Here is a 19,514-nt window from a genome sequence, read left to right as displayed (position 1 = left end):
TACGTACCCCGGACGACAGGACGCTCACCCCCGGCGCGGGACCCGGGGCTATCGTTCGCCCTCCAGCACGTCCTTGAGGTGCCGCTCGTTGCGCGGCAGCTCCTTGCGGACCTGCGGGCGCACGACCATCGGCACGAGCACCCTGCCCATGCCGTGCCCCTCGAACTCCACGTCGATCGTCAGGCGCGCCCGCCGGCCGTCGTCCAGCGGCTCCACCGTGCCGTGGACATCGCCGCGCACGGGACCGCCGACGCTCTGCAGCCGCCAGCTCCGGGGCGGGTCGTACTCCGTCATCTCCATGGTCATCGGCATCACCCGGCGTCCGATGTTCCGGGTCACCTCGACCCGCGAGCCGAGGCCCAGCGGGGCGTCGCCGACCCGGTGCGCCTCGATCGCGTTCTCCTGCCACTCGGGCAGGTGCTCGGGGTCGCTGGCGTACGCGTAGACCTCCTCGGGCCGACGGTCGATCTCGATGCTTTCCCTGATCGTGCTCATGGTGTTCCCCTTGTCCGTAGGCCCCGAGGCCCGGCTCGGCCCCGGCAGTCCCCACAGGGCACACCTCCAGCCTCTCTCCGGCACCCGACCACCGCAACGCCCCACCACGCCTTCCCGTGCGCACGGGAAGGCCCCGCCTCGCCGTTCTCCCGGCCGGGCCTCCGCACGGGCCCGCCGCCGCGTCCCCGGGTTGACCACGATCGCCCGAACCGGTGAAACCGGACCCCGCCCGCGTTCCGCCCCCCCAGGACACCCCACCGGGGCATCCGCCGCCCGGCGCCCCAGCGGCCCCACACGCCCCGTACGACGGCCTCCCACCTGCCTCCCAGGGCACCGCCCCGCCCACCGTCCCGCGCCCCCGGCCACGTACCATGGCCCCATGTCGTTCCTCCGCCGCCGCAGCCCCGCCACTCCCGCGGGCCCGGACTTCGACGTCCTGGCCATGGACCCGGGCGACTGGCCCGGAAACCTCGGTGCCGGCCTGCTCCCCGCTCCCGACGGCAGCTGCCAGGGAGTGTTCCTCCGCTACGACCTGTTCGGCGGCCGTGGGCCTGCGATGATCATCGGCAACCTGCCGGAGGGCTCCCCGGCCCGCGATCTGGCCGAGGGCCAGATCCCCTTCGAGGTCGCCCAGCTCCTCGCGGCTCTGGAGCGGGACGACCACATCGAGGTCACCGGCACCGAGGACGTCCCCGTCATGCAGGGCGACAACCTGCTCATCGTGCGCCGCCTCAAGCTCAGCGAGAGCCGGATCTCCTGCGTCCAGTTCGACCGCAGCGACAACGTGCTCGTGACCATCGCCAGCTGGGACCGGCCCATCACCGACGACCTGTACGCCCTGCTCAAGCCGCTCCCGGCGGAGCTGTTCCAGCAGGGCTGATCCCCGATCCCGAGGGAGCCATGACAGCGACCGACCAGGCACGCGCGCAGGGGCACGCGAACGGGCACGCCACCGTCCGTGTCGACAGCTGGATCTGGGCCGTCCGCCTCACCAGGACCCGCTCACAGGCCGCCACCGCCTGCCGCGCCGGCCATGTCAGGGTCAACGGCGAACGCGTCAAGCCCGCCCAGCACGTCAAGCCGGGAGACGAGGTCCGCCTCTTCCACGCGGGCCGTGAACGGATCGTCGAGGTCAGACAGCCCCTCGCCAAGCGCGTCGGTGCCCCCGTCGCCGCCGGGGCCTATACGGACCGGACCCCCGCCCCGCCGCCCCGCGAACACGTGGCCCTGGCGGGCGTGCGCGACCGCGGCGCGGGCCGCCCCACCAAGCGCGAGCGCCGCGAGATGGACCAGCTCCGCGGCGCCCGCCGCGCCTGAGCCCCGCCGCTAGGAGCCGACCAGCGCGCTCACGCGGGCCGCCGACGTCCCCGGACCCGTCGGCCCGCTCAGCGATGCCACCGACCGCGCCCCCTCGTCCGCCGCCTCCGCGCGGTGCCGCAGCAGCACCTCCTCCTGGTACCGCTCACACCCGTGGTGCCAGTTCAGGATCCCGGCCATCCAGTTCTGCAGCTCCCGCACATAGCCGTCCAGGATCTCCCGCGTCTGACCGTCCAGCCCGAAGTCGTCGTACATGACCGGGAACTCGTGCGCTGCGACATGCTGGAACTGCCGCATCCGGGAGTTCATCAGAGCCGCGGTGATCTCCGCTGCCGTCGGATAGTCCACGTCGAAGAAGTTCTGAGCCACCAGAGCGCAGTTGTGGACCTCGCCCTCGAACTCGATCTCCTTCTGGTAGGAGAAGAGGTCGTTCATCAGCGTCGCGAAGTCGACAGCCGCGTTCTCCAGTGCCCGCACCGGGCCGCTGCGCCAGATCTCCGGCGGCACCTTGTTGCCCCGCCCGATCCGGCCCAGTGCCATCGTCATGTCCGAGCCGAAGGTCGCCCGCCGCATCTCGATGTAGTCCACCGGATCCGGGATCCGGTTCTGTGCCTGGTTCGCCAGCTCCCACTCCCAGCTCGCGATCATGACGTCCACGGAGTCCCGGAAGGCCTTCCGGTCCCGCTCGTTCATGGGCCCCGCGGTCCGCCGCCACAGGTCCGCGAGGCCACGCTCCAGCGCGTTCCCCGGTTCCGGAGCCGCACCGGCCGCCGCGTCCAGCGGCATGAACAGCCTCAGCCGCCCGTTCTGCGCCCGAGCCCCCGCCAGGTCCCGCACCGCGCCGTACACGACCGGGTACAGGTCGTCCCCGTACGTGCCCCACGCCAGCCACTGCGAGGTCAGGTCCAGCGCGTCCGCGTCCGCGCCCGGGTGCAGCCCGGCCGCGCACAGCGGCAGGTCGATCTCCCGGAGCCGCCGCTCGTCCCACACCCCCGAGCCCGGCTGCCCGGGCTGCGCCCGCAGGATGCCCATCGTGTGCGACCACTCCACGCACCGCTCACGCGCTCCCTCCAGATGCGGGTTAAGCGTCAGCTCGAACGGCATCTCGATGTGCGGCAGCAGCGACGGCCCGACATGGCGGAACGGCACGTGTGAGAAGCCGCGCCAGCGTGCCTTCTCGGCGCGAGGGGTGAGCCGGAGCGATGCCGCCGCCATGCCGAACGCCCCGCTGCCGGGGGCGTCGCCCAGGGCGCCCTCGTTCATGTAGCGGCTGGAGCGCATGTGCCACTCGTGCCCGCCCGACTGCCAGTCCTGCAGGCCCTTCGCGTACGCCAGCACGGCCGCCGCCTCGTCGGGCGCCAGGCCCTGCTCGACGCACAGCGCGGGGACCTCGGTGAGCGCCGTGTGCTCGAACTGCTGGACCCGCGATGTCAGCAGGTCGTTGACCGCGTCGGCCGCCTCCTGCACCGAGCAGTCCAGGAACCGCTCCAGCACCAGCACGCCGTTGCTGTTCTCGCCCTCGTCCTCGACCTCCCTCTGGTACGAGAAGAGGTCGTTGCGCAGGTGCACGCCGTCGGAGAAGGTGTCGCGCAGCACCCGCAGCGGCCGGGAGCCCGCCACCCGCTCCGGCACCTCCGCCCCCGCCGCGTACTCCACGAGCCCCGCCGACCAGGGCGCGCCGCCCACCTTGCGGCGCATCTCGATGTACTCCAGCGGGTTGGCGACCCGCCCCTCGTTGATGTTCGACAGCTCCCACAGGGACTCGTTGAGCAGGTGCTCCGTCGCCTCCGCGAACCGCCTGCGCCAGGCCGCCGACATCGACGGCACGGTGCGGCGCCACAGGTCCGCGAGCCCCGCCTCCACCTGGTTCACGGGCTCCGGCACCGGTTCCGCAGGATCCACCGGCATGAACGCCGGCAGCCGGTCCAGGTAGGCCTTGCCGCCCTCCCGGTCCTGGGTGCGCTTGAACACCTCCAGGAAGTGGTCGTCGAAGAAGAAGACCCACACATACCAGTCGGTCACCAGCGACAGCGCCTCGGCGTCGCAGTCCGGGTGCGTGTACGCGCACAGCAGCGCGTAGTCATGGGACTCGAGATCGCTCTCGTCCCAGACGCCCGACCCCTCCAGCATGCCCATCCGGCGCGCCCAGTCCCTGGTGTGCGCCCGGGCCGCGTCGAGATGCGGGTTGAGCCGCGCCGGATACGGCACGTAGAACTCGGGAAGTACGAACGGCTGTGCCATACGTGTTCATGCCTTTCGCTGTACGAACCCCTGATGCCGCGCGAGCCCTACCCCCGTTCCCGACCCGCCAAGCCCGTCGGCGGACCCGCCAGGCGAACGGGTGTAACCGGCAACGCCAGTTCGATGAGCGGGCCGAGGCTCCACGACCCGCACACGACGGCGCGCCGCGCTCCCGGCACCGAAACGGCACCGGAAGCAGGCGCGCGACACCGCGAAGCTCAGCGCGTCCCGACCGCCGCCCGCACCGCCCGCCGGGCCAGCGCGATGTCGTCGTGCAGCCGGCGCAGCAGCAGCCGCTGCTCCTCACCCGGGGAGACCGCCCCCGGCTGCAGGGGAATCGAGCCGGCCGGCGGAGCCTCCCGTATGGTCCTCTGCACCGCCGTCTCGTACGTCCGTATCTCCCGCGTCAGCACCAGCATCAGGTTCACCAGGAACGCGTCCCGCGCGGCCGGTCCGTTCGCCTGGGCGTGCTGGCTGATCTGACGCCTTGCCACGGGCGCGTCACCCAGCACCGTCCACAGCGTCGCCAGGTCGTACCCCGGCAGGTACCAGCCGGCCAGCTCCCAGTCCACCAGCACCGGACCGGCCGGGGACAGCAGCATGTTCGACAGCAGCGCGTCCCCGTGGCAGAACTGCCCCATCCCGTGACGGCCCTGGCTCTGCGCCAGCCCGTGCAGCAGCTTCTGCAGATCGTCCCGGTCCCGGTCGGTGAACAGCCCCAGTTCGTGGAACCGGGCGATCCGCGACGGATAGTCCAGCGGCGCGTCGAACGTGCCCGCCGGAGGCCGCCAGGAATTCAGCCGGGCGATCGCGCCCAGCACCGCGCGGATGTCCGCCCGCGGCGGAGCCTCCACCGGATGCCGGCTCAGGGCCGCCGCGCGGCCTGGCATCCGCTCGATGACGAGGACGCAGTTGTCCGGGTCCGCCGCGATCAGCCGCGGCGCCCGCACCGGCGGCCGTTGCCGCACGAACGTGCGATACGCGGAGATCTCATGCCGGAACCGCTCGGCCCACACGGGGGAGTGGTCCAGTAAACACTTCGCGACGGCGGTGGTCCGGCCGGTCGTGCCCACCAGCAGCACGGACCGCCCGCTGCGCCGCATCACCTGCACCGGGTTGAACTCCGGGCAGATGCGGTGCACCGACGCGATCGCCTTGCGCAGCTGCGCCCCCTGCGGTCCCGACAGGTCGATTCTTCCGCTGAGCGGGCCCGTAGCCGCCCCCGCCCACCGCCGGGACCGCCCCGCCGCGGCGGGGTCCAGATACGGTCCGCTGCCGACCGGGAGGGTACGGGGACGGGGCGGGGCGGACACGGAGGACGATGCTGTGTACATGGGCGAGACAGGTCCCTTCGCGTGCCGACGGCTTCGTACGCTCCCCCGTCCCGCTGTCCGGCCGGACACCCTGGGGAGTGAGGGCCGTCACCGGGACGGGGTGGCGCGTTCCTACCCGACACCCGGTGGCCCGTGGCTAAACAGCTTGCGCACCCTGGCGAACCCTGGCGAATAGTCGCCACCCCCATGGCGGAGGGCTACTGTCAACTCAGCCGAGAACCTGGGGGCTTGACGTGACAGGACAACCCAACACCCGCCTCTCCGACCTGTTCGGCCTCGCCGGCTGGTCGAAAGGCGAGCTCGCGCGGCTGGTGAACCGGCAGGCGGCGGCCATGGGCCATCCGCAGCTGGCCACCGACACCTCGCGGGTGAGGCGCTGGATCGACATGGGGGAGATCCCCCGGGAACCCGTGCCCAAAGTGCTGGCAGCCCTGTTCACCGAGCGACTCGGCCGTGTCGTGACCATCGAGGACCTCGGACTCGTACGACGCGGGCGCGCCGGAACACGGCGGGACGTCAGGAAGACGGAAAACCCTGACGGGCTGCCCTGGGCGCCCGATCGCATGGCCGCGGTCCTCACCGAATTCACGGGAATGGACCTCATGCTCAACCGACGCGGCCTGGTGACCGCGGGCGCCACGATCACCGGCGGCTCCGTCATCACCGGCGCTCTCCACGACTGGTTCCGCACCGACGCCCCTCACCGCGGCTCCGGCCACCTGCCCTCCGAAACCCTGCACGCCGAGCCTGCCGGACTGGACCGCTACGAGGCGGCACCCATCGGCTGGCAGGAGATCGAGTCCCTGGAGGCCTCCGTCGAGGTGTTCCGCCGCTGGGACGCCGCGAAGGGCGGCGGCCTCCAGCGCAAGGCCGTCGTCGGCCAGCTCAACGAGGTGGGCGGCATGCTCGCCTACCACCACAAGGACACCATCCAGCGGCGCCTGTGGGGCGTCGCCGCCAATCTCGCCGTCCTCGCGGGCTGGATGTCCCACGACGTCGGCCTGGAGCCGACCGCGCAGAAGTACTTCCTCATCGCCGCGCACGCGGCCCGGGAGGGCGGCGACCGGCCCCGCGCCGGCGAGGCCCTGTCCCGTGCGGCCCGACAGATGGTCCACCTGGGGCGCCCCGACGAGGCCCTTGACCTGATGAAACTGGCCCGCGCGGGTGCCGGTCCCGAGATCCTGCCGCGCACCCAGGCGATGCTGCACACCATCGAGGCGTGGGCCCAGGCGTCCCTGGGGCGCGGCCAGGCCATGCGGCGCACCCTCGGGGAGGCCGAGGAGCTCTTCGCCGCCCACCGGGACGACCACGAGCTGCCGAACTGGATGCAGACCTTCAAGGACGAGGACCTGTACGGCATGCAGGCCCTGTCCTACCGCACGCTTGCGGAGCACGACCCGAGCGCCGCGAAGCAGGCCCAGTACTACGCGGAGAAGGCCCTGGAGCTGCGGATCGACGGCCGCGAGCGCTCCAAGATCTTCGACCACCTGTCCATGGCCTCGGCCTGCTTCATCGCGGACGACCCGGAGCAGGCCGACCGCTACGCGCGCCTCGCGCTCAATTCCATGGGCGCGAACTCGTCACAGCGCACCTGGGACCGGCTGCGCGAGATGTACCGGCTCACCGCCCGGTACGCGAGCTACACCAAGACCCAGGACCTGCGGGACGAGATCATGGTCGCCATGCCGAAGGACCAGGTCAAGAAGCTCGGCCCCAGGAACGCCTGACGCCCGCGTGCCGCTTCGCACACCAGGCCCCGCACCCCCGGAGGCCGGGCCCACGCAACCCCGCACCTCCGCGCCGTCAGTGCCTGGTGAAGACCCATGGATCCCTGCGGAGCCCTCTTCCGGTGTGGCCCCCCGGGTCACCGCCACAGCACCCGCCCCCGGCCGCGCCGACCCGTGCCGTGGTCGTCCGACCCCGGCGGTGGCCACGCGCGCCTCGTACGGCGGTGTCACGGCGTCATGCGCAGGGAGGGCCGTCCACCCTGGCGACGACCACACACGCGTCGTCCACCCGTGCGGAGTCCCCGAACTCCTCGATCACCGACCGGACACAATCCCGGGCGTCCCGCGCTCGGGCGAACCGCGGCCCCAGCGCCAGCAGCCGCCGCGTGCCGGGTGCGTGCGCGTCCAGCCCTCCGGCCGCGCGGACCAGCCCGTCCGTGTGCAGCAACAGCACATCGCCGGGCCGCAGCCGCAGCTCGGCCTCCTCGTAGGCGGCCCCCGACGCCGTGGCGCCGAGCAGGACCCCGTCCGGCCGGGCCAGCGCCCGCCCCGTCCCGTCGCGGAACAGGAGCGGGGCGGGGTGACCGGCCTGTGCCCAGCCGAGCATCCGGGTCGCGGGGTCGTAGCGGCAGCACACCGCGCTGCCCAGAGCGGGCTCCGCGGACGAGTCGATCAGCGCGTTCAGATGCCCCATCAGCGCCCCGGGGCGCACCCCCGCCACGGCAAGTCCGCGCAGCGCGCCCAGCAGCGTCGCCACCGCGGAGGTCGCGGGTACCCCCTGCCCGGTCAGATCCCCCACCGTCAGCAGCACGTCGCCGTCGGGCAGCTCCAGCATGTCGTACCAGTCGCCGCCCGCCCGCGTACCGCTCCCGGAGGGCAGATAGTGACCCGCCAGCTCCAGGGCCGCGTGAGCGTTTCCGGCCTGCCGCAGCGGGCCGCGCCACGGCGGCAGAACCGTCTCCTGGAGTTCTACCACCGCCCGGTGCTCGGCCCGCTCCGCCTCCTGGCGCCGCCGCAGCGAGTCACCCGACTCGCGCACCGCGCGCTCGCTGCGGCGCAGTTCGCTGACGTCCCGTAACACGGCCCACATGGATGCCGTGCAGCCGTCAACGTCGACCACCGGCTCGCCCACCATGTGGACCGTTCGCACCGCACCGTCGGAGCGGACGATGCGGAACTCGCCGTCGACGGGCTTCCCGTCGATCAGGCAGTCCGTCACCATCTGGGTGAGCAACGGCTGGTCCTCCACGAACACCAGCGACGGCAGCTCGTCCAGGGTCATCGGGCCTGCCTCCGGTGAGCGCCCGAAGATGCGGAACAGTTCGGCGGACCAGCTGACCTCGTCCGTCAACAGGTTCCACTCCGCGCCGCCCACCCGATGGAGGGAGGATCCGGCCGGCTGTTCGTCGGCCGGACGGCGGTCCCGCCCGTGCCGCCCCGCCCCGAACCCGTCCGGAAGGCGCTCAACCGGTTCGCGACTGTCCGAAACCCGTCTGTCCGGTCCGTGAGGGACCGGCGTGTGCAGGCCGGCCGGCGCGCCCCCGGCGCCTCCGCGCGCCGTCATGCGCTCCTCGGGCGCGCCCTGCTCCACGAGTCCGCCCGGCGGCCCGTCCCTGAGCTGGTCCAAATGGGCGCCGAGGTCGTCGAGCTGATGAACGGCCAGTTCGCACAGGGCACGCTGCCAGCGGCTTTGGGGATCGTCCTCGTCCGCTGCCGCGTCCCTGCGTACGGCGTCCAGCTCTCCGCGCAGCCTGCGGGTCTGCGAGATGAGGGCGTCCACCGCTCCGCGCTCGGGCGGCTGCTGGCTGGGACGGTCCGCGAACAGATGGGACGGCATGTCGTACTCCGGATGGGCGCGGCGGCCGGGGCCTGAAAGAGCAAGGACCGGCTACGACTGTCGCACAGGCGGAGACCGGCCGTAAGGGATTTGGCCACACTCGATCCGGTGGTGCTTGTGGCATATGCCGAAGGCCATCCGTTCCCCTACGGGACGCGTGGCGGGACGAGACGTGGAACGCCCCGGAAGGGGTACCCGGCCGTCCGGTACCCGAGTGCCCGGACGCGTCAGGAGCGGACGGCATGCGAGCAGACAGCGAGACCGGCAGGGAACCCGGCAAGCGGATCGTCGTCACCGGCGCCACCGGCAATGCCGGTACCAGCATCGTCTCCTCCCTGGCCGACGACCCGCGCGTCGGCTCGGTCCTCGGCCTGGCCCGCCGCCGGCCCGTCTGGGCGCCGACCCGCACCACCTGGGTGGCCGCCGACGTCGAGAAGGACGGCGACCGCGTGATCACCGCGCATCTGGAGGGCGCCGACGCCGTCATCCACCTGGCCTGGGCCTTCCAGCCCACCCACGACCCGCTCGCCACCTGGCGCACCAATGTCCTGGGCAGCCTTCGGGTCTTCCGCGCGGCCGTCGCCGCCGGCGTGTCCGCCCTCGTGTACGCCTCGTCCGTCGGCGCCTACTCTCCCGGGCCCAAGGATCACCCGGTGGACGAGTCCTGGCCCACGCACGGCTGGCCCGAGGCCGCCTACTGTCGCGAGAAGGCCTACCTGGAGCGCGTCCTGGACACCTACGAACTCCAGCACCCCGGGATCCGGGTCGTCAGGATGCGTCCCGCCTTCCTCTTCAAGGAGGGCGCCGCGAGCGAGCAGCGCCGCATCTTCGCCGGGCGCCTCCTGCCCGGCGCCCTGGCCGATCCCCGTCTCATCCCGGTGGTGCCGGACTTCGACGGGCTCACCTTCCAGGCCCTCCACACCGACGACGCGGCCGATGCCTACCGGATCGCCGCCCTGCGGGACGACGTCCGCGGCGCGTTCAACCTTGCCGCCGATCCGCCGCTGGGCGCCGAGGAACTCGCCGCGCTGCTGGATGCCCGGGTCGTCCGGCTGCCCCGCGCCGCCGCCCGCGCCGTCGTCGCGGCGGGCTGGGGCCTGCGCCTGCTGCCCTCGTCCCCGCACCTGCTGGACGCCTTCCTCCGCCTGCCGCTGCTGGACTGCGGACGCGCGCACGCCGAACTGGGCTGGCGGCCTCGCCGCACCGGTGTGGAAGCCGTCCAGTCGCTCCTCGACGGACTGCGTTACGGAAGCGGCCTGCCCACCCCGCCCCTCACCCCCTGACGCCCGGAGCCGGGGCGCCGGGGGCTACCCGGGCTCCGCCGACCCCGGTGCCGTCAGTGTGAAAAGCCCCCCGTCCGGGTCCCGCAGTGTCGCCTGCGCGCCCGGCTCATGGGCGATCACCGTGCCGCCGTGCCGCAGCGCCGCCGTCACCCGCTCCTCCACGTCGGGCACCGGGAAGTGCACCTGCCACCGAGGCCGGATCGCCGGGTCCGGTGCCTCGCCCAGTGCACCCGAACTGAGCCGCGCCACCGCGTGCCCGCCGTGCCGCAGCACCACCTCGTCCCCCTCGTACTCCACGTCGCAGCTGCCCGGGCGGCCACACGCCCACTCCAGCACCTCCCCGTAGAAGATCGCCGCCTCGAACGCGTCCCGCGTGTGCAGCCGCACCCACGCCGGCGCCGCCTCCCGCCACATCTCCCAGCCCGCCGGCAGCTCGCCCTCCCAGATCCCGAAGACGGCCCCGTCCCGGTCCGCGGCCAGCGCACCCCGCCCCAGCACGAACGCCACCGGACCCACCGCCACGGTCCCGCTGCGCTCCCGGATCCGCGCGGCCGTCGCGTCCGCGTTCTCCACCGCGAAGTACGGCGTCCACGCCACCGCCACATGGAACGCCGGCGAGAGCGCCCCCATCCCCGCGATCGCCTTGCCGTCCGACAGTGCGACGCTGAACTCCTCCCCGAGCCGCGCCTGACGGAACTCCCATCCCATCACGGCGCCGTAGAAGTCGTGCGCGGACCGCAGATCCCGAGTCATCAGGCTGACCCAGCACGGAGCGCCGAAGACCGCGCTGGTCGAAGTCGGTCCTGAGGCCGCGGTGGCGGCCGGTTCCCTGCTCATGCACACCGTTCCCGAAGTCGCGTCGCGCGTCGTCCCCCACCTCGGTACACCGCACCCGCCCCCGTCCATCCTTGCACCGACTTCACCATGAGTGCCCCATTACTTCCGGTTCATTGCGCTATTCGCCCGCCGGAGGTGTGCCGGGCGTCACGCCGGGGAACGGCGACGCCGAAAAGCGACTCTAGGGTGTCGGATCAGTGACATTCCGCGAAAGGCAGTGGTACGCATGGCCGTCGGCGCTCCCGGCGTCTCCGACACCGACCCCCTCGAAGAGGGGGACACCCAGCGGGGCGGGCCTCCGGCGCCCGGGGGAAGGCCCGGCCGCCGGTTCACCCTGTGGCTGCCGCTGCTCGCGCTCCCCGCCCTGGGCCTGCTGGCCCTGGCCTCCTGGCTCGGCCGCCACGCACGGCCCTCCGCCGACGAGTGGTGCTTCGTTCCCCAGGCCCGCGACCAGGGAGTCCTCGGCCTCGTCGACCAGTTCTACTTCACCGACAACGGCCGGGTCGCCAACGGGCTGCTCGTCGGCCTGTACGCCAGGTTCCCGGTCGCCGGACACCAGTGGTACGGAGTCGTCAGCGGCGTTCTCATCCTGCTCGTTCTCTGGGCGTTCCTCGCCCGGATCCTGCGCCGGACCCACCAGGACACGCCGCCCGGCACCGCCCTGTTCGTCGCGTCCATGGTCACCGCGGTGTTCTTCTTCGCCACGACCAACACCTACAAGACGTTCTACTGGCCCGCCGCCTCCGTGTCCCATACCCTCGCCCCCGTGCTGGCCTGCGCCGCGGCCCTGCCACTGCTGGCGGCCCGCACCCCGCGCGGCCGGAACGCGGCCGTCGCCGTCGTCCTCCTCGCGGGCGTCTTCATGGGGACCCTCTCCGAGGAGGCGTCCGTCGTCGCCCTCGTCCTCCTGGGTGCCACGGTCGTCCTCGCCCGCTGGATGTTCGTCGAGCGGGCCCGCCGATACGCCCGGGTCTGGTCCCTCGCGGGCATGGCGGGCGTGGCCGTCGGCACACTGATCCTCGTCACCTCCCCCGGCTCCCGCAACCGCCGCGAGCGCTACGACGCCGAGACCGTCTCCATGCTGGCGCCCGAGTCCCTCGTCGGCGCCCTCGAGCAGTACGTCCAGATCCTGGGGACCGTCTTCACGACCTGGCAGTACGTCGGAGCCGTCGCCGCCGGTGTCGTCCTGGGGCTGGTCGCCCGGCGTCGGCCCGGCGGCGGTCCCACCGCCCTGCTGCCCCTGCGCCCGCTGCCGGTGCTCGGCCTCGGCCTGTCGGCCCTCCTCGTCACCGGCTACCTGTGCGCCGTCATCACCTACCCCGTCTTCGGTGACCGGCTCATCAGGACCGAGCGCACCTGGAACGACTACCTGCTGCTGTACATCCTGCTGCTGGTCGCCGCCGGTGCCTTCCTCGGGCGCGCGCTGCGCCCGCGCGAGGGCCGCGCACCGCTGCGCACGACCCTCGTCGCCCTGGCCGCCGCCGCGGTGGCGGTGACGTCGGCCGTCTCTCTGTACGGGCCGCTGCGGGACCTGGGCACGGCGATGGAGACCCGCGCCGACCGGTGGGACCGCCAGGACCGCTGGATGCGCGAACAGGCCGATGCCGGGGCCACCACGCTCCCGTACCGCCCGAACAGCGTCGGCCGCATGCTGGAGCCCTTCGGCAACCAGGGCAGGAACAAGTGGCCCGCCCAGTGCATCGCCAGGCTGTACGGCGTGGACGAGGTCACCCGCGGCACGAGGTTCCCGCAGTAGCCGCCGCTGCTCGCGGCGCATCCGCACACGGGAGAGGCCCCGGTCCCCGGTACGTACCGGGGACCGGGGCCTCTCCCGTCCGCGCCCGCGGTCAGCCCGCGCGGCCCGCCCGCTCCGGCGTGCGCCCCCGCGCGGCCGTGTCGGGGTCCGTCTCCCGTACCACGTAGTGCGGCCGGCCCTTGGACTCGTGGTAGATCCGCCCCACGTACTCACCGATCACACCCAGGGTCGCCAGCTGCACGCCGCCGAGCCCGACGATCGCGGTGATCAGCGTCGCGTACCCCGGTGTGTCCACCCCGTTCAGCAGGGCGTTCGCGATGATCCACAGGGCGTACACCAGCGCCGACACGAACAGCCACAGGCCCGTGTGGATCGCCATCCGCAGCGGGCGGCTGTTGAACGACAGCAGCCCGTCGATGCCGTAGTTGAGCAGCCGTCGGCCGCCCCACTTCGACGCGCCCGCCGCACGCTCGACGTTCTTGTACGGGAAGCTCGCCGTGTCGAAGCCGATCCACGAGAACAGGCCCTTGGAGAACCGGTTGCTCTCCGGCAGCGACAGGATCGCGTTCACCGCGCGCCGCGACAGCAGCCGGAAATCACCGGCGCCGTCCACCAGCTCGACCTCCATGAAGCGCCGCATCAACCGGTAGTACGCCCGGCTGAACGCCTTGCGGACCGTTCCCTCCCCCGACCGGTCGCGCTGGGCGATCACCTGGTCGAAGCCCTGCCGGTGCAGCTGCACCATGCGCGGCACCAGCTCCGGCGGGTGCTGGAGGTCGGCGTCCATGAGGACCACCGCGTCGCCCCGGGCCATCCGCATCCCGGCCAGCAGCCCGGCCTCCTTGCCGAAGTTCCGGCTGAACGACGTGTACCGGACCCGCGGGTCGGTCTGTGCCAGCTCCCGCAGCCGGTCCACCGTCCCGTCCGCGCTGCCGTCGTCGACGTAGCACAGCTCGAAGGACAGCCCGGTGGGCCGCAGCGCGTCGAGCACCGCGCGGTGGAACGAGTCGATCACCTCGCTCTCGTTGAAGCACGGAACGACGATCGAAATGTCCACCATGACGCTCTCCAAGAACGCAGTCCCCGTAAGGGCCGGCCCGGCGGGCCGCCGCCCAGTGAAGATGCGTACCACGCGGGCCGGGTTGCTCCGGGGGAATACCGGATTCGCCGCAGCGCCCGGTCACCCGCGTGCCGGAGGGACGGACATGCGAAAGGCCCCGGCCTCCTCCATGGGAAGCCGGGGCCGACGTCGGCGCCCGCGGTAACCGCACGAACCGCACCGGCTGGGACGATGTCACCCGGCGTGCCCCCCTGCGGCACACCCTCGGGTACGTCCTCAACCGGCCGCCCGCGCGGCCCTCCTCACCGCAGCGCCCGCAGAAGGTCCTCCTCACGCTCCAGCATCCTGACCGGCACGCCGGGAAGGTCCGCCCCTTCGGACCCCGTGTTGCCGTAGGACTGCGTGGAGAAGTTTCCGTTCTGCGTGCTCACCCGGTCGTCGCCCACGGCGGACGCCATGGGCGCGGCGGCACCCAGGACGGCCGCGGCGACACCGGCCGTGGCGAGAGCCTTCTTGATCATCGGTCTTTCCTTCGTGTCGGGGACCCGCTCGCGGATCCCCCTGTCCAACCGACAGCCGCGTCGGCCGTCACGGCGGGGCGGCCGTTCCGCCCCGCCAATCACCCGTTCGCCGTCATCCGGCGGCTGGGTGAGGCGGTCGCCGGCGCACCCGCCGGAGCGCGGGCGACCACCTCGTCTTCATGGGAGCGTCACGTACGGGGCGAGGAAGTCACGGGCAGCACCCGAGTCCAGCCGGTACGCCACGTTCGTCGCGTAGCACGGGCCGTCGCCGGTGATCGTCGTCCCCACCAGTGTCAGCGTCCCGTCGAGCTCCGCGAAGTTGGGGCCGCCCGAGTCGCCGTAGCACGCGCCTCCGTTGCCCTGCGGCTTCGTCATCGCCAGTCGCACCCACGCCTCGTTGAGCGCGTCGAACGACACCGGGGCCTTCAGCCGCACTCCGCCGCCGGGGTGGGTGTGACCACCGGGCCCGCGCCGGCTCTCCTGGGTCCCGTACCCGGCGACGGTGAAGGACGTGTCCTTCAGCCCCTGCGGTCGCAGCGCGTCGAGCGCGCCCGCCGAAGGCAGCACCGCCGGAGTGAACGACCAGCGCTCCGCCATCCGGTCCGCCGGCAGCTCGATCACCGAGATGTCGTGCGTGTCCGACGCGGGCCCGGGGTAGTCCGGGTGGTTGTGTGCGACCCCCTCGACGGCGACGGCCCGCGCGACCGCCGCCGGGTCGCCCGGGTGCCGCTCGGCCGCCGCGGCCAGCCCGCCCTCGACGTCCTGGTCGAGGGAGACGTGGAACCGTACGTTCTCCGGCCAGTCCGTCGTGCAGTGCGCGGCGGTCAGGAACGTGTCCGCGTCGATCATCGTGCCGGAGCACACCCAGTCGACACGGTCCGGCGTCGCCGGGTCGTCGTCGTTGTCCCAGGTGGCGACGAGCGCGCCGACCTCGGTGCGCTCGGGCGCCGGTGCCGCGTTGTACGAGTTGATCGCCGACGACGGCAGCGCGGCGCCGGCGACGAGGGCACAGGCAGCCGCCAGGACGGCGCCCACACGGACGGGGGTGACAGTCAAGAGAAGCCCTTCCGAACGACGAGAGGACAGATGGTTCTCCTGTGGGGGTGACGGACAGTGAAGCCTGACCACGCCACTCCCGGAAAGAGGGGAAACCCCTGCCCCTCCCCTCCGCACCCGTGCGAGAGCCGGAAGGGCCCCCGGTCCCGCCGGGGCAGGGGCGCCACCCGGACCCCACCGACCCCCCTGCGGGAGCGGGGGGCCGCCGACCAGGCCGCCCCCCCCGCTCCCGTCGTCCGCGGCAGCCCGCTCAGAGCGGCAGCCCGAGCCCCTGCGTCGGCAGCCCGCCCAGCAGGCCGCCCCCGACGGGGAGCCCGGCCGTCTGCGACTTGCCGGCCTGCGCGCTCTGCCCCGTCTGGCCCTGCTGTCCCGGCTGCCCGGTGAGCGCCCCGAGCGGCCCGGTGCTGTTGAGGTCGGTCACCACCGGTGCCCCCACGGTGGCGGGTGCGGGGGCGTCCGCCACGGCGGGTGCGGCCCCCGCGAGTCCCACCCCGGCAACCCCGGCACACACGGCGGCCAGACGCACACTACGACGCGCAGTCATCCTTCTGCTCCTTCATGTCCTGGATACGGGAAAGGCCGGTTGCCGCGTCCTCCCGGGGAACAACTCCCGGACCCCAGCCGGACCGGCGGACCGACTGGCGGACACCACGCCCGGGCGAACCCGGGTGACACCCCGGAAACGCCCTGTGCCCGGCCGCGCTGTGCAACGACGCGGCCCGTCGAACGACACGCCCCCGCCGCAGAGTGAGCACCCGTGCCCGGCACAGCGCACTCCCGGGGGACCCGCGTGCGCCGGGACCCGCGTGCGCCGGGACCCGCTCGCGCCCCGCCACCCCCGCGACCGGGGAATCGGCCCAGTGCCTCCCCCCGGCCCTCCGGCGCTTCCCCCGCCGCCAGGTCTCCCGGCGCCTTCGCCGCGAACCGCACCTTCGCCCACGGGAGCGCCGGCACCCGGGTCGTCCTTGACGGGCCGGCCGGACCGGCACGCGGCCCGGACCCGCCGACGAGGCGCTTCCGTGCCGACGGGCCCCGGTCCTCGACGACACCCTCGGCGGCGCCTGTGCCGGCCACGCCCGCTCCGCGTGCCTGATCATGTGGCACACCGGCCCGGTCACCGCCGACGAGGCGGCGCGGGAGGTCCCCCGGGAAGCCCTCCGCCGGCGCGGCGCCCTCCCGGACGTCGACGACGCTGTCATCCACGACCCGGTCCACCTCCGCGACGCCCGCGGACGAGGCGCCGACACCGTACGGTTCCTTCTCCCGCACAGGGGAGGGTGCCGTGGCATCGCGTGCCGACCCCCATCTGGACGTGGCGACGGGCATGGCCCGGATCGAGACCTCGCCGCTGCCGGGGCCGTGCCCGCACGGCCTGGACACCACGCTGCCGACGCGGGCTGCACGCCCCGGGTTCCTGACAGCGGACGCGGCGGACTGCCAACGCCACCGGCACGCCCGCCAGGGCTTCACCACGATCCGCCGCGCGGCCTTCACTGGCGGCCGATCCCTTCAACCGGCGTCAGAAACCGCTGCCGGCCCGCCCGCTGACGCCCCCGTACAAGCCCTCCGCGCCCCCTCCCGCGCCCCTTCATCCCGACTGCGCCCCCAGGGTCCACCGCGCCCGCCATCCGCCCTCACGGGGCCGCACGCGAGCCCGCCGAAATGCCTCTGACCAGCAACTTTCCCGCAGAATCACTATGATCGACAGGTACTGGAAGGGGGGATCCGGATGGACCGGACTGTCCGCACGCACGAGGACGTCCTGAGGCTGCTGGACGACCTGATCGGCTCCGACGCCGACCGCTCGACCGCCGGGGCGGGCACCTGGTGGGACACCTTCTACGAGGACCGCACCAAGCCGGTGCCGTTCTTCGTCCACAAGCCCGACGAGAACCTCGCCGACTACGTCGGACGCGGTCTGACCGCTCCCGGCCGCGCCCTGGACATCGGCTGCGGCCCCGGTCGCAACGCCCTGTATCTGGCCGGACTCGGCTTCGACACCGACGCCGTGGACCTGTCGGCCGGAGCCCTCGCCTGGGCCGAGGACCGCGCCCGCGAGACGGGCGTCACCACGGCCCGCTTCCATCACGGCGACGCCTTCGCTCTCACCCTCCCCGACGGGCCGCTCACCGGACCGTACGACCTCGTCTACGACTCCGGCTGCTTTCACCAGCTGCCCCCGCACCGGCGAGTCAGCTATCTCGCCCTCCTCGACCGGGTACTGGCCCCCGGCGGCGCCTTCGCGCTCACCTGCTTCGCGGCCGGCGAGGGCGGGATGGGGTGGGAGACCGGCGACACCGACTTCTACCGAGGCCCCGCGCCCCGTGGCGGTCTCGCCTACACCCCCGAGTCGTTGCGCGCCGTCTTCTCCGGTATGACCGAGATCGAGATTCGCCGGATGCACCAGGAGTCCCCCGAGTCCGCGCACTTCGGGGAGTCCTTCCTCTGGACGGCCCTGTTCCGCCGCCCGTGCGGGACGTGAGTGCCCGACGTCGGGGCGGGGCCTCCTGGGGAGCTGACAAACGTCATGCCTTTCCCGTGAGCGGGATCGTCCGGGAGAAGGATGACGCATCGTCACATTTCCAGCGAGGATGAGTGCACCGAGCGACGACCGCAGCAGAAGGGCCGCCATGACCTCATCCGCTCCCTCCCGCCCGACCCGTTCGCCCGTGCTTCGCCGCGCCGGACTCGCGATCACCGCCTCCGCCGCGACGCTCTCGCTGTCCGCCGTCGCGGCCTTACCGGCACAGGCCGCGACGGCGGACACCCGGGCCGCCGCCTACAGCCCGCCCGGGTACGGCACACCGGCCCCCGGCCTCGACCACGAGGCGCTCCAGTCGTCGCTGGACGCCTTACGCGGGGCCGGGATGTACGGCGCGTTCTCGGTGGTCAGGGACGGTTCCCAGCGGTGGCGCGGAGCGACCGGCGTCGCGGACCTGGAGACCGGGCGGCCCATGCGCACCCGGTACCGGCACCGGGTCGGCAGCATCACCAAGACCTTCACGTCCGTCGCCGTACTCCAGCAGGTCGCCCGGGGCCGCGTCGACCTGGACGCCCCGGTCGGCCGCTACCTCCCCGACCTGGTCCCCGGCGAGCAGGGCCGCAGGGTGACGGTCCGGATGCTGCTCAACCACACCAGTGGCATAGCCGACTTCATCCTGTCCGCGTTTCCGGGCATCCTGGAGAACCCCGGCGAGACGCTCGACAAGAACCGCTTCCGGCACATCGACGACGAGGAGCTCGTCCGCCTCGGCCTGTCCGCCCCGCCGGCGGCCGAACGCGGGACGTTCTCGTACTCCAATACCAACTACATCATCGCGGGGCTGCTGTTGGAGCGTGTCACGGGCCAGGGCGCGGAGGCGTACATCACCCGCCACGTCATCCGCGAGGCCGGGCTGCGGCACACCTACTTCCCCAGGTCCCCCTACATCCGGGGCCCGCACGCCAGGATGTACGAGTCGTGGTTCGGTTTCATCGACCCGCCCCGTGACTACAGCGTGTACGACATGTCCTGGGCGGGCACGGCCGGGGCCCTGGTCTCCACCATGGACGACCTGAACCGGTTCTACCGGCAGCTTCTCGGCGGCGAGCTGCTCGGCGCCGCCGAGCTGCGCGAGATGAAGACCACCGTGCCCGCCTTCGAGCCGGACGAGCCCGGCCAGGAGGTGACGATGCACTACGGCCTCGGCCTCTACACGCTCAAGATGCCCGACGGGCACTGGTACTGGGGCCACGACGGCGGGGTCTTCGGCGCCGGCGCCTGGTCGCTGGCCACGGAGGACGGCGGCCGCCAGGTCTCCATCGGCTACAACCTGATGAAGTACCAGCGCTTCGACGAGGAGGGGGATCCGCTGCCGGACCCGGTCACCGCCGCTCTGTTCCAGTACGTCACCGGTGCCCTGTCCGGCCCCCGGGCGGGCACCGCCTCCGCCCCGGCCGCGCGGGGACCGGCGCCGGCCTCCGGCCCCGCGCCGCGCACGCCGTCCCCGGCCGCGACTCCTGTGCCGCTGGTCGACGCCCTGGTCGTTCTGCCGCAGCTCCACCGCTGAC

Annotated in this window: 16 protein-coding genes; 7 read left to right on the top strand and 9 right to left on the bottom strand. The window is 73.0% G+C overall.

Annotation, left to right across the window (positions count from 1 at the left end; genetic code table 11):
* Nucleotides 1–48: 48 nt before the first annotated feature.
* Entirely contained in the window at nt 49–495 is a 447-nt protein-coding gene (locus I3F58_RS26355; protein ID WP_240111201.1) for an SRPBCC family protein, read from the bottom strand.
* A gap of 379 nt (nt 496–874) precedes the next feature.
* Between I3F58_RS26355 and I3F58_RS26350 the strand changes: the two genes are divergently transcribed.
* Both I3F58_RS26350 and I3F58_RS26345 read left to right on the top strand, forming a co-directional pair.
* Nucleotides 875–1,375, top strand: coding sequence for a hypothetical protein (locus I3F58_RS26350; RefSeq protein WP_240111200.1), 501 nt, complete (start codon nt 875–877; stop codon nt 1,373–1,375).
* 20 nt (nt 1,376–1,395) lie between these two features.
* Complete coding sequence (locus I3F58_RS26345) at nt 1,396–1,812, top strand: RNA-binding S4 domain-containing protein (RefSeq protein ID WP_374208041.1); 417 nt, start codon at nt 1,396–1,398, stop codon at nt 1,810–1,812.
* A gap of 9 nt (nt 1,813–1,821) precedes the next feature.
* Here I3F58_RS26345 and I3F58_RS26340 read toward each other — a convergent pair whose 3' ends face one another.
* Both I3F58_RS26340 and I3F58_RS26335 read right to left on the bottom strand, forming a co-directional pair.
* On the bottom strand, nt 1,822–4,053 hold the full coding sequence (locus I3F58_RS26340) for a terpene synthase family protein (RefSeq protein WP_240111199.1): 2,232 nt from the start codon (nt 4,051–4,053) through the stop codon (nt 1,822–1,824).
* Nucleotides 4,054–4,271: 218 nt separating this feature from the next.
* A complete protein-coding gene (locus I3F58_RS26335) occupies nt 4,272–5,387 on the bottom strand; it encodes an aminoglycoside phosphotransferase family protein (RefSeq protein ID WP_240111198.1) in 1,116 nt (371 codons plus the stop codon).
* A gap of 233 nt (nt 5,388–5,620) precedes the next feature.
* Here I3F58_RS26335 and I3F58_RS26330 point away from each other — a divergent pair, with 233 nt between their 5' ends.
* Nucleotides 5,621–7,114: a hypothetical protein gene (locus tag I3F58_RS26330; protein ID WP_240111197.1), complete on the top strand. Its 1,494-nt coding sequence runs from the start codon at nt 5,621–5,623 to the stop codon at nt 7,112–7,114.
* A gap of 235 nt (nt 7,115–7,349) precedes the next feature.
* On the opposite strand, the gene I3F58_RS26325 is transcribed toward I3F58_RS26330, so the two are convergent.
* Nucleotides 7,350–8,951, bottom strand: coding sequence for a PP2C family protein-serine/threonine phosphatase (locus tag I3F58_RS26325; protein ID WP_240111196.1), 1,602 nt, complete (start codon nt 8,949–8,951; stop codon nt 7,350–7,352).
* 242 nt (nt 8,952–9,193) lie between these two features.
* Between I3F58_RS26325 and I3F58_RS26320 the strand changes: the two genes are divergently transcribed.
* Nucleotides 9,194–10,234: an NAD-dependent epimerase/dehydratase family protein gene (locus tag I3F58_RS26320; protein ID WP_240111195.1), complete on the top strand. Its 1,041-nt coding sequence runs from the start codon at nt 9,194–9,196 to the stop codon at nt 10,232–10,234.
* A 24-nt stretch (nt 10,235–10,258) separates the two neighbouring features.
* Here the strand turns inward: I3F58_RS26320 and I3F58_RS26315 are convergent, their stop codons facing one another.
* Entirely contained in the window at nt 10,259–11,071 is an 813-nt protein-coding gene (locus I3F58_RS26315) for a VOC family protein (RefSeq protein ID WP_240111194.1), read from the bottom strand.
* A 226-nt stretch (nt 11,072–11,297) separates the two neighbouring features.
* On the opposite strand from I3F58_RS26315, the gene I3F58_RS26310 reads away from it, so the two are divergent.
* Complete coding sequence (locus tag I3F58_RS26310) at nt 11,298–12,827, top strand: DUF6056 family protein (protein WP_240111193.1); 1,530 nt, start codon at nt 11,298–11,300, stop codon at nt 12,825–12,827.
* Between the two features lie 91 nt (nt 12,828–12,918).
* Here the strand turns inward: I3F58_RS26310 and I3F58_RS26305 are convergent, their stop codons facing one another.
* The 4 genes from I3F58_RS26305 to I3F58_RS26290 all read right to left on the bottom strand — a co-directional run bounded on the left by I3F58_RS26305 (nt 12,919) and on the right by I3F58_RS26290 (nt 16,008).
* A complete protein-coding gene (locus I3F58_RS26305) occupies nt 12,919–13,887 on the bottom strand; it encodes a glycosyltransferase family 2 protein (protein ID WP_275678962.1) in 969 nt (322 codons plus the stop codon).
* Nucleotides 13,888–14,189: 302 nt separating this feature from the next.
* Nucleotides 14,190–14,408: a hypothetical protein gene (locus I3F58_RS26300; protein WP_240111192.1), complete on the bottom strand. Its 219-nt coding sequence runs from the start codon at nt 14,406–14,408 to the stop codon at nt 14,190–14,192.
* Between the two features lie 177 nt (nt 14,409–14,585).
* Nucleotides 14,586–15,464 (bottom strand): trypsin-like serine protease, encoded by an 879-nt coding sequence (locus I3F58_RS26295; protein ID WP_240111191.1) that lies wholly within the window; start codon nt 15,462–15,464, stop codon nt 14,586–14,588.
* Nucleotides 15,465–15,714: 250 nt separating this feature from the next.
* Entirely contained in the window at nt 15,715–16,008 is a 294-nt protein-coding gene (locus I3F58_RS26290) for a hypothetical protein (RefSeq protein ID WP_240111190.1), read from the bottom strand.
* Between the two features lie 1,185 nt (nt 16,009–17,193).
* Between I3F58_RS26290 and I3F58_RS26285 the strand changes: the two genes are divergently transcribed.
* Together I3F58_RS26285 and I3F58_RS26280 are read left to right on the top strand one after the other, a co-directional pair.
* On the top strand, nt 17,194–17,946 hold the full coding sequence (locus I3F58_RS26285; protein WP_240111189.1) for a class I SAM-dependent methyltransferase: 753 nt from the start codon (nt 17,194–17,196) through the stop codon (nt 17,944–17,946).
* A 148-nt stretch (nt 17,947–18,094) separates the two neighbouring features.
* Entirely contained in the window at nt 18,095–19,513 is a 1,419-nt protein-coding gene (locus tag I3F58_RS26280; RefSeq protein ID WP_240111188.1) for a serine hydrolase, read from the top strand.
* The last annotated feature ends 1 nt before the right edge of the window (nt 19,514 follow it).

Source organism: Streptomyces sp. MUM 203J (assembly GCF_022414595.1).
GTDB lineage: Bacteria > Actinomycetota > Actinomycetes > Streptomycetales > Streptomycetaceae > Streptomyces.
This window is presented reverse-complemented; position numbering and strand designations above follow the sequence as displayed.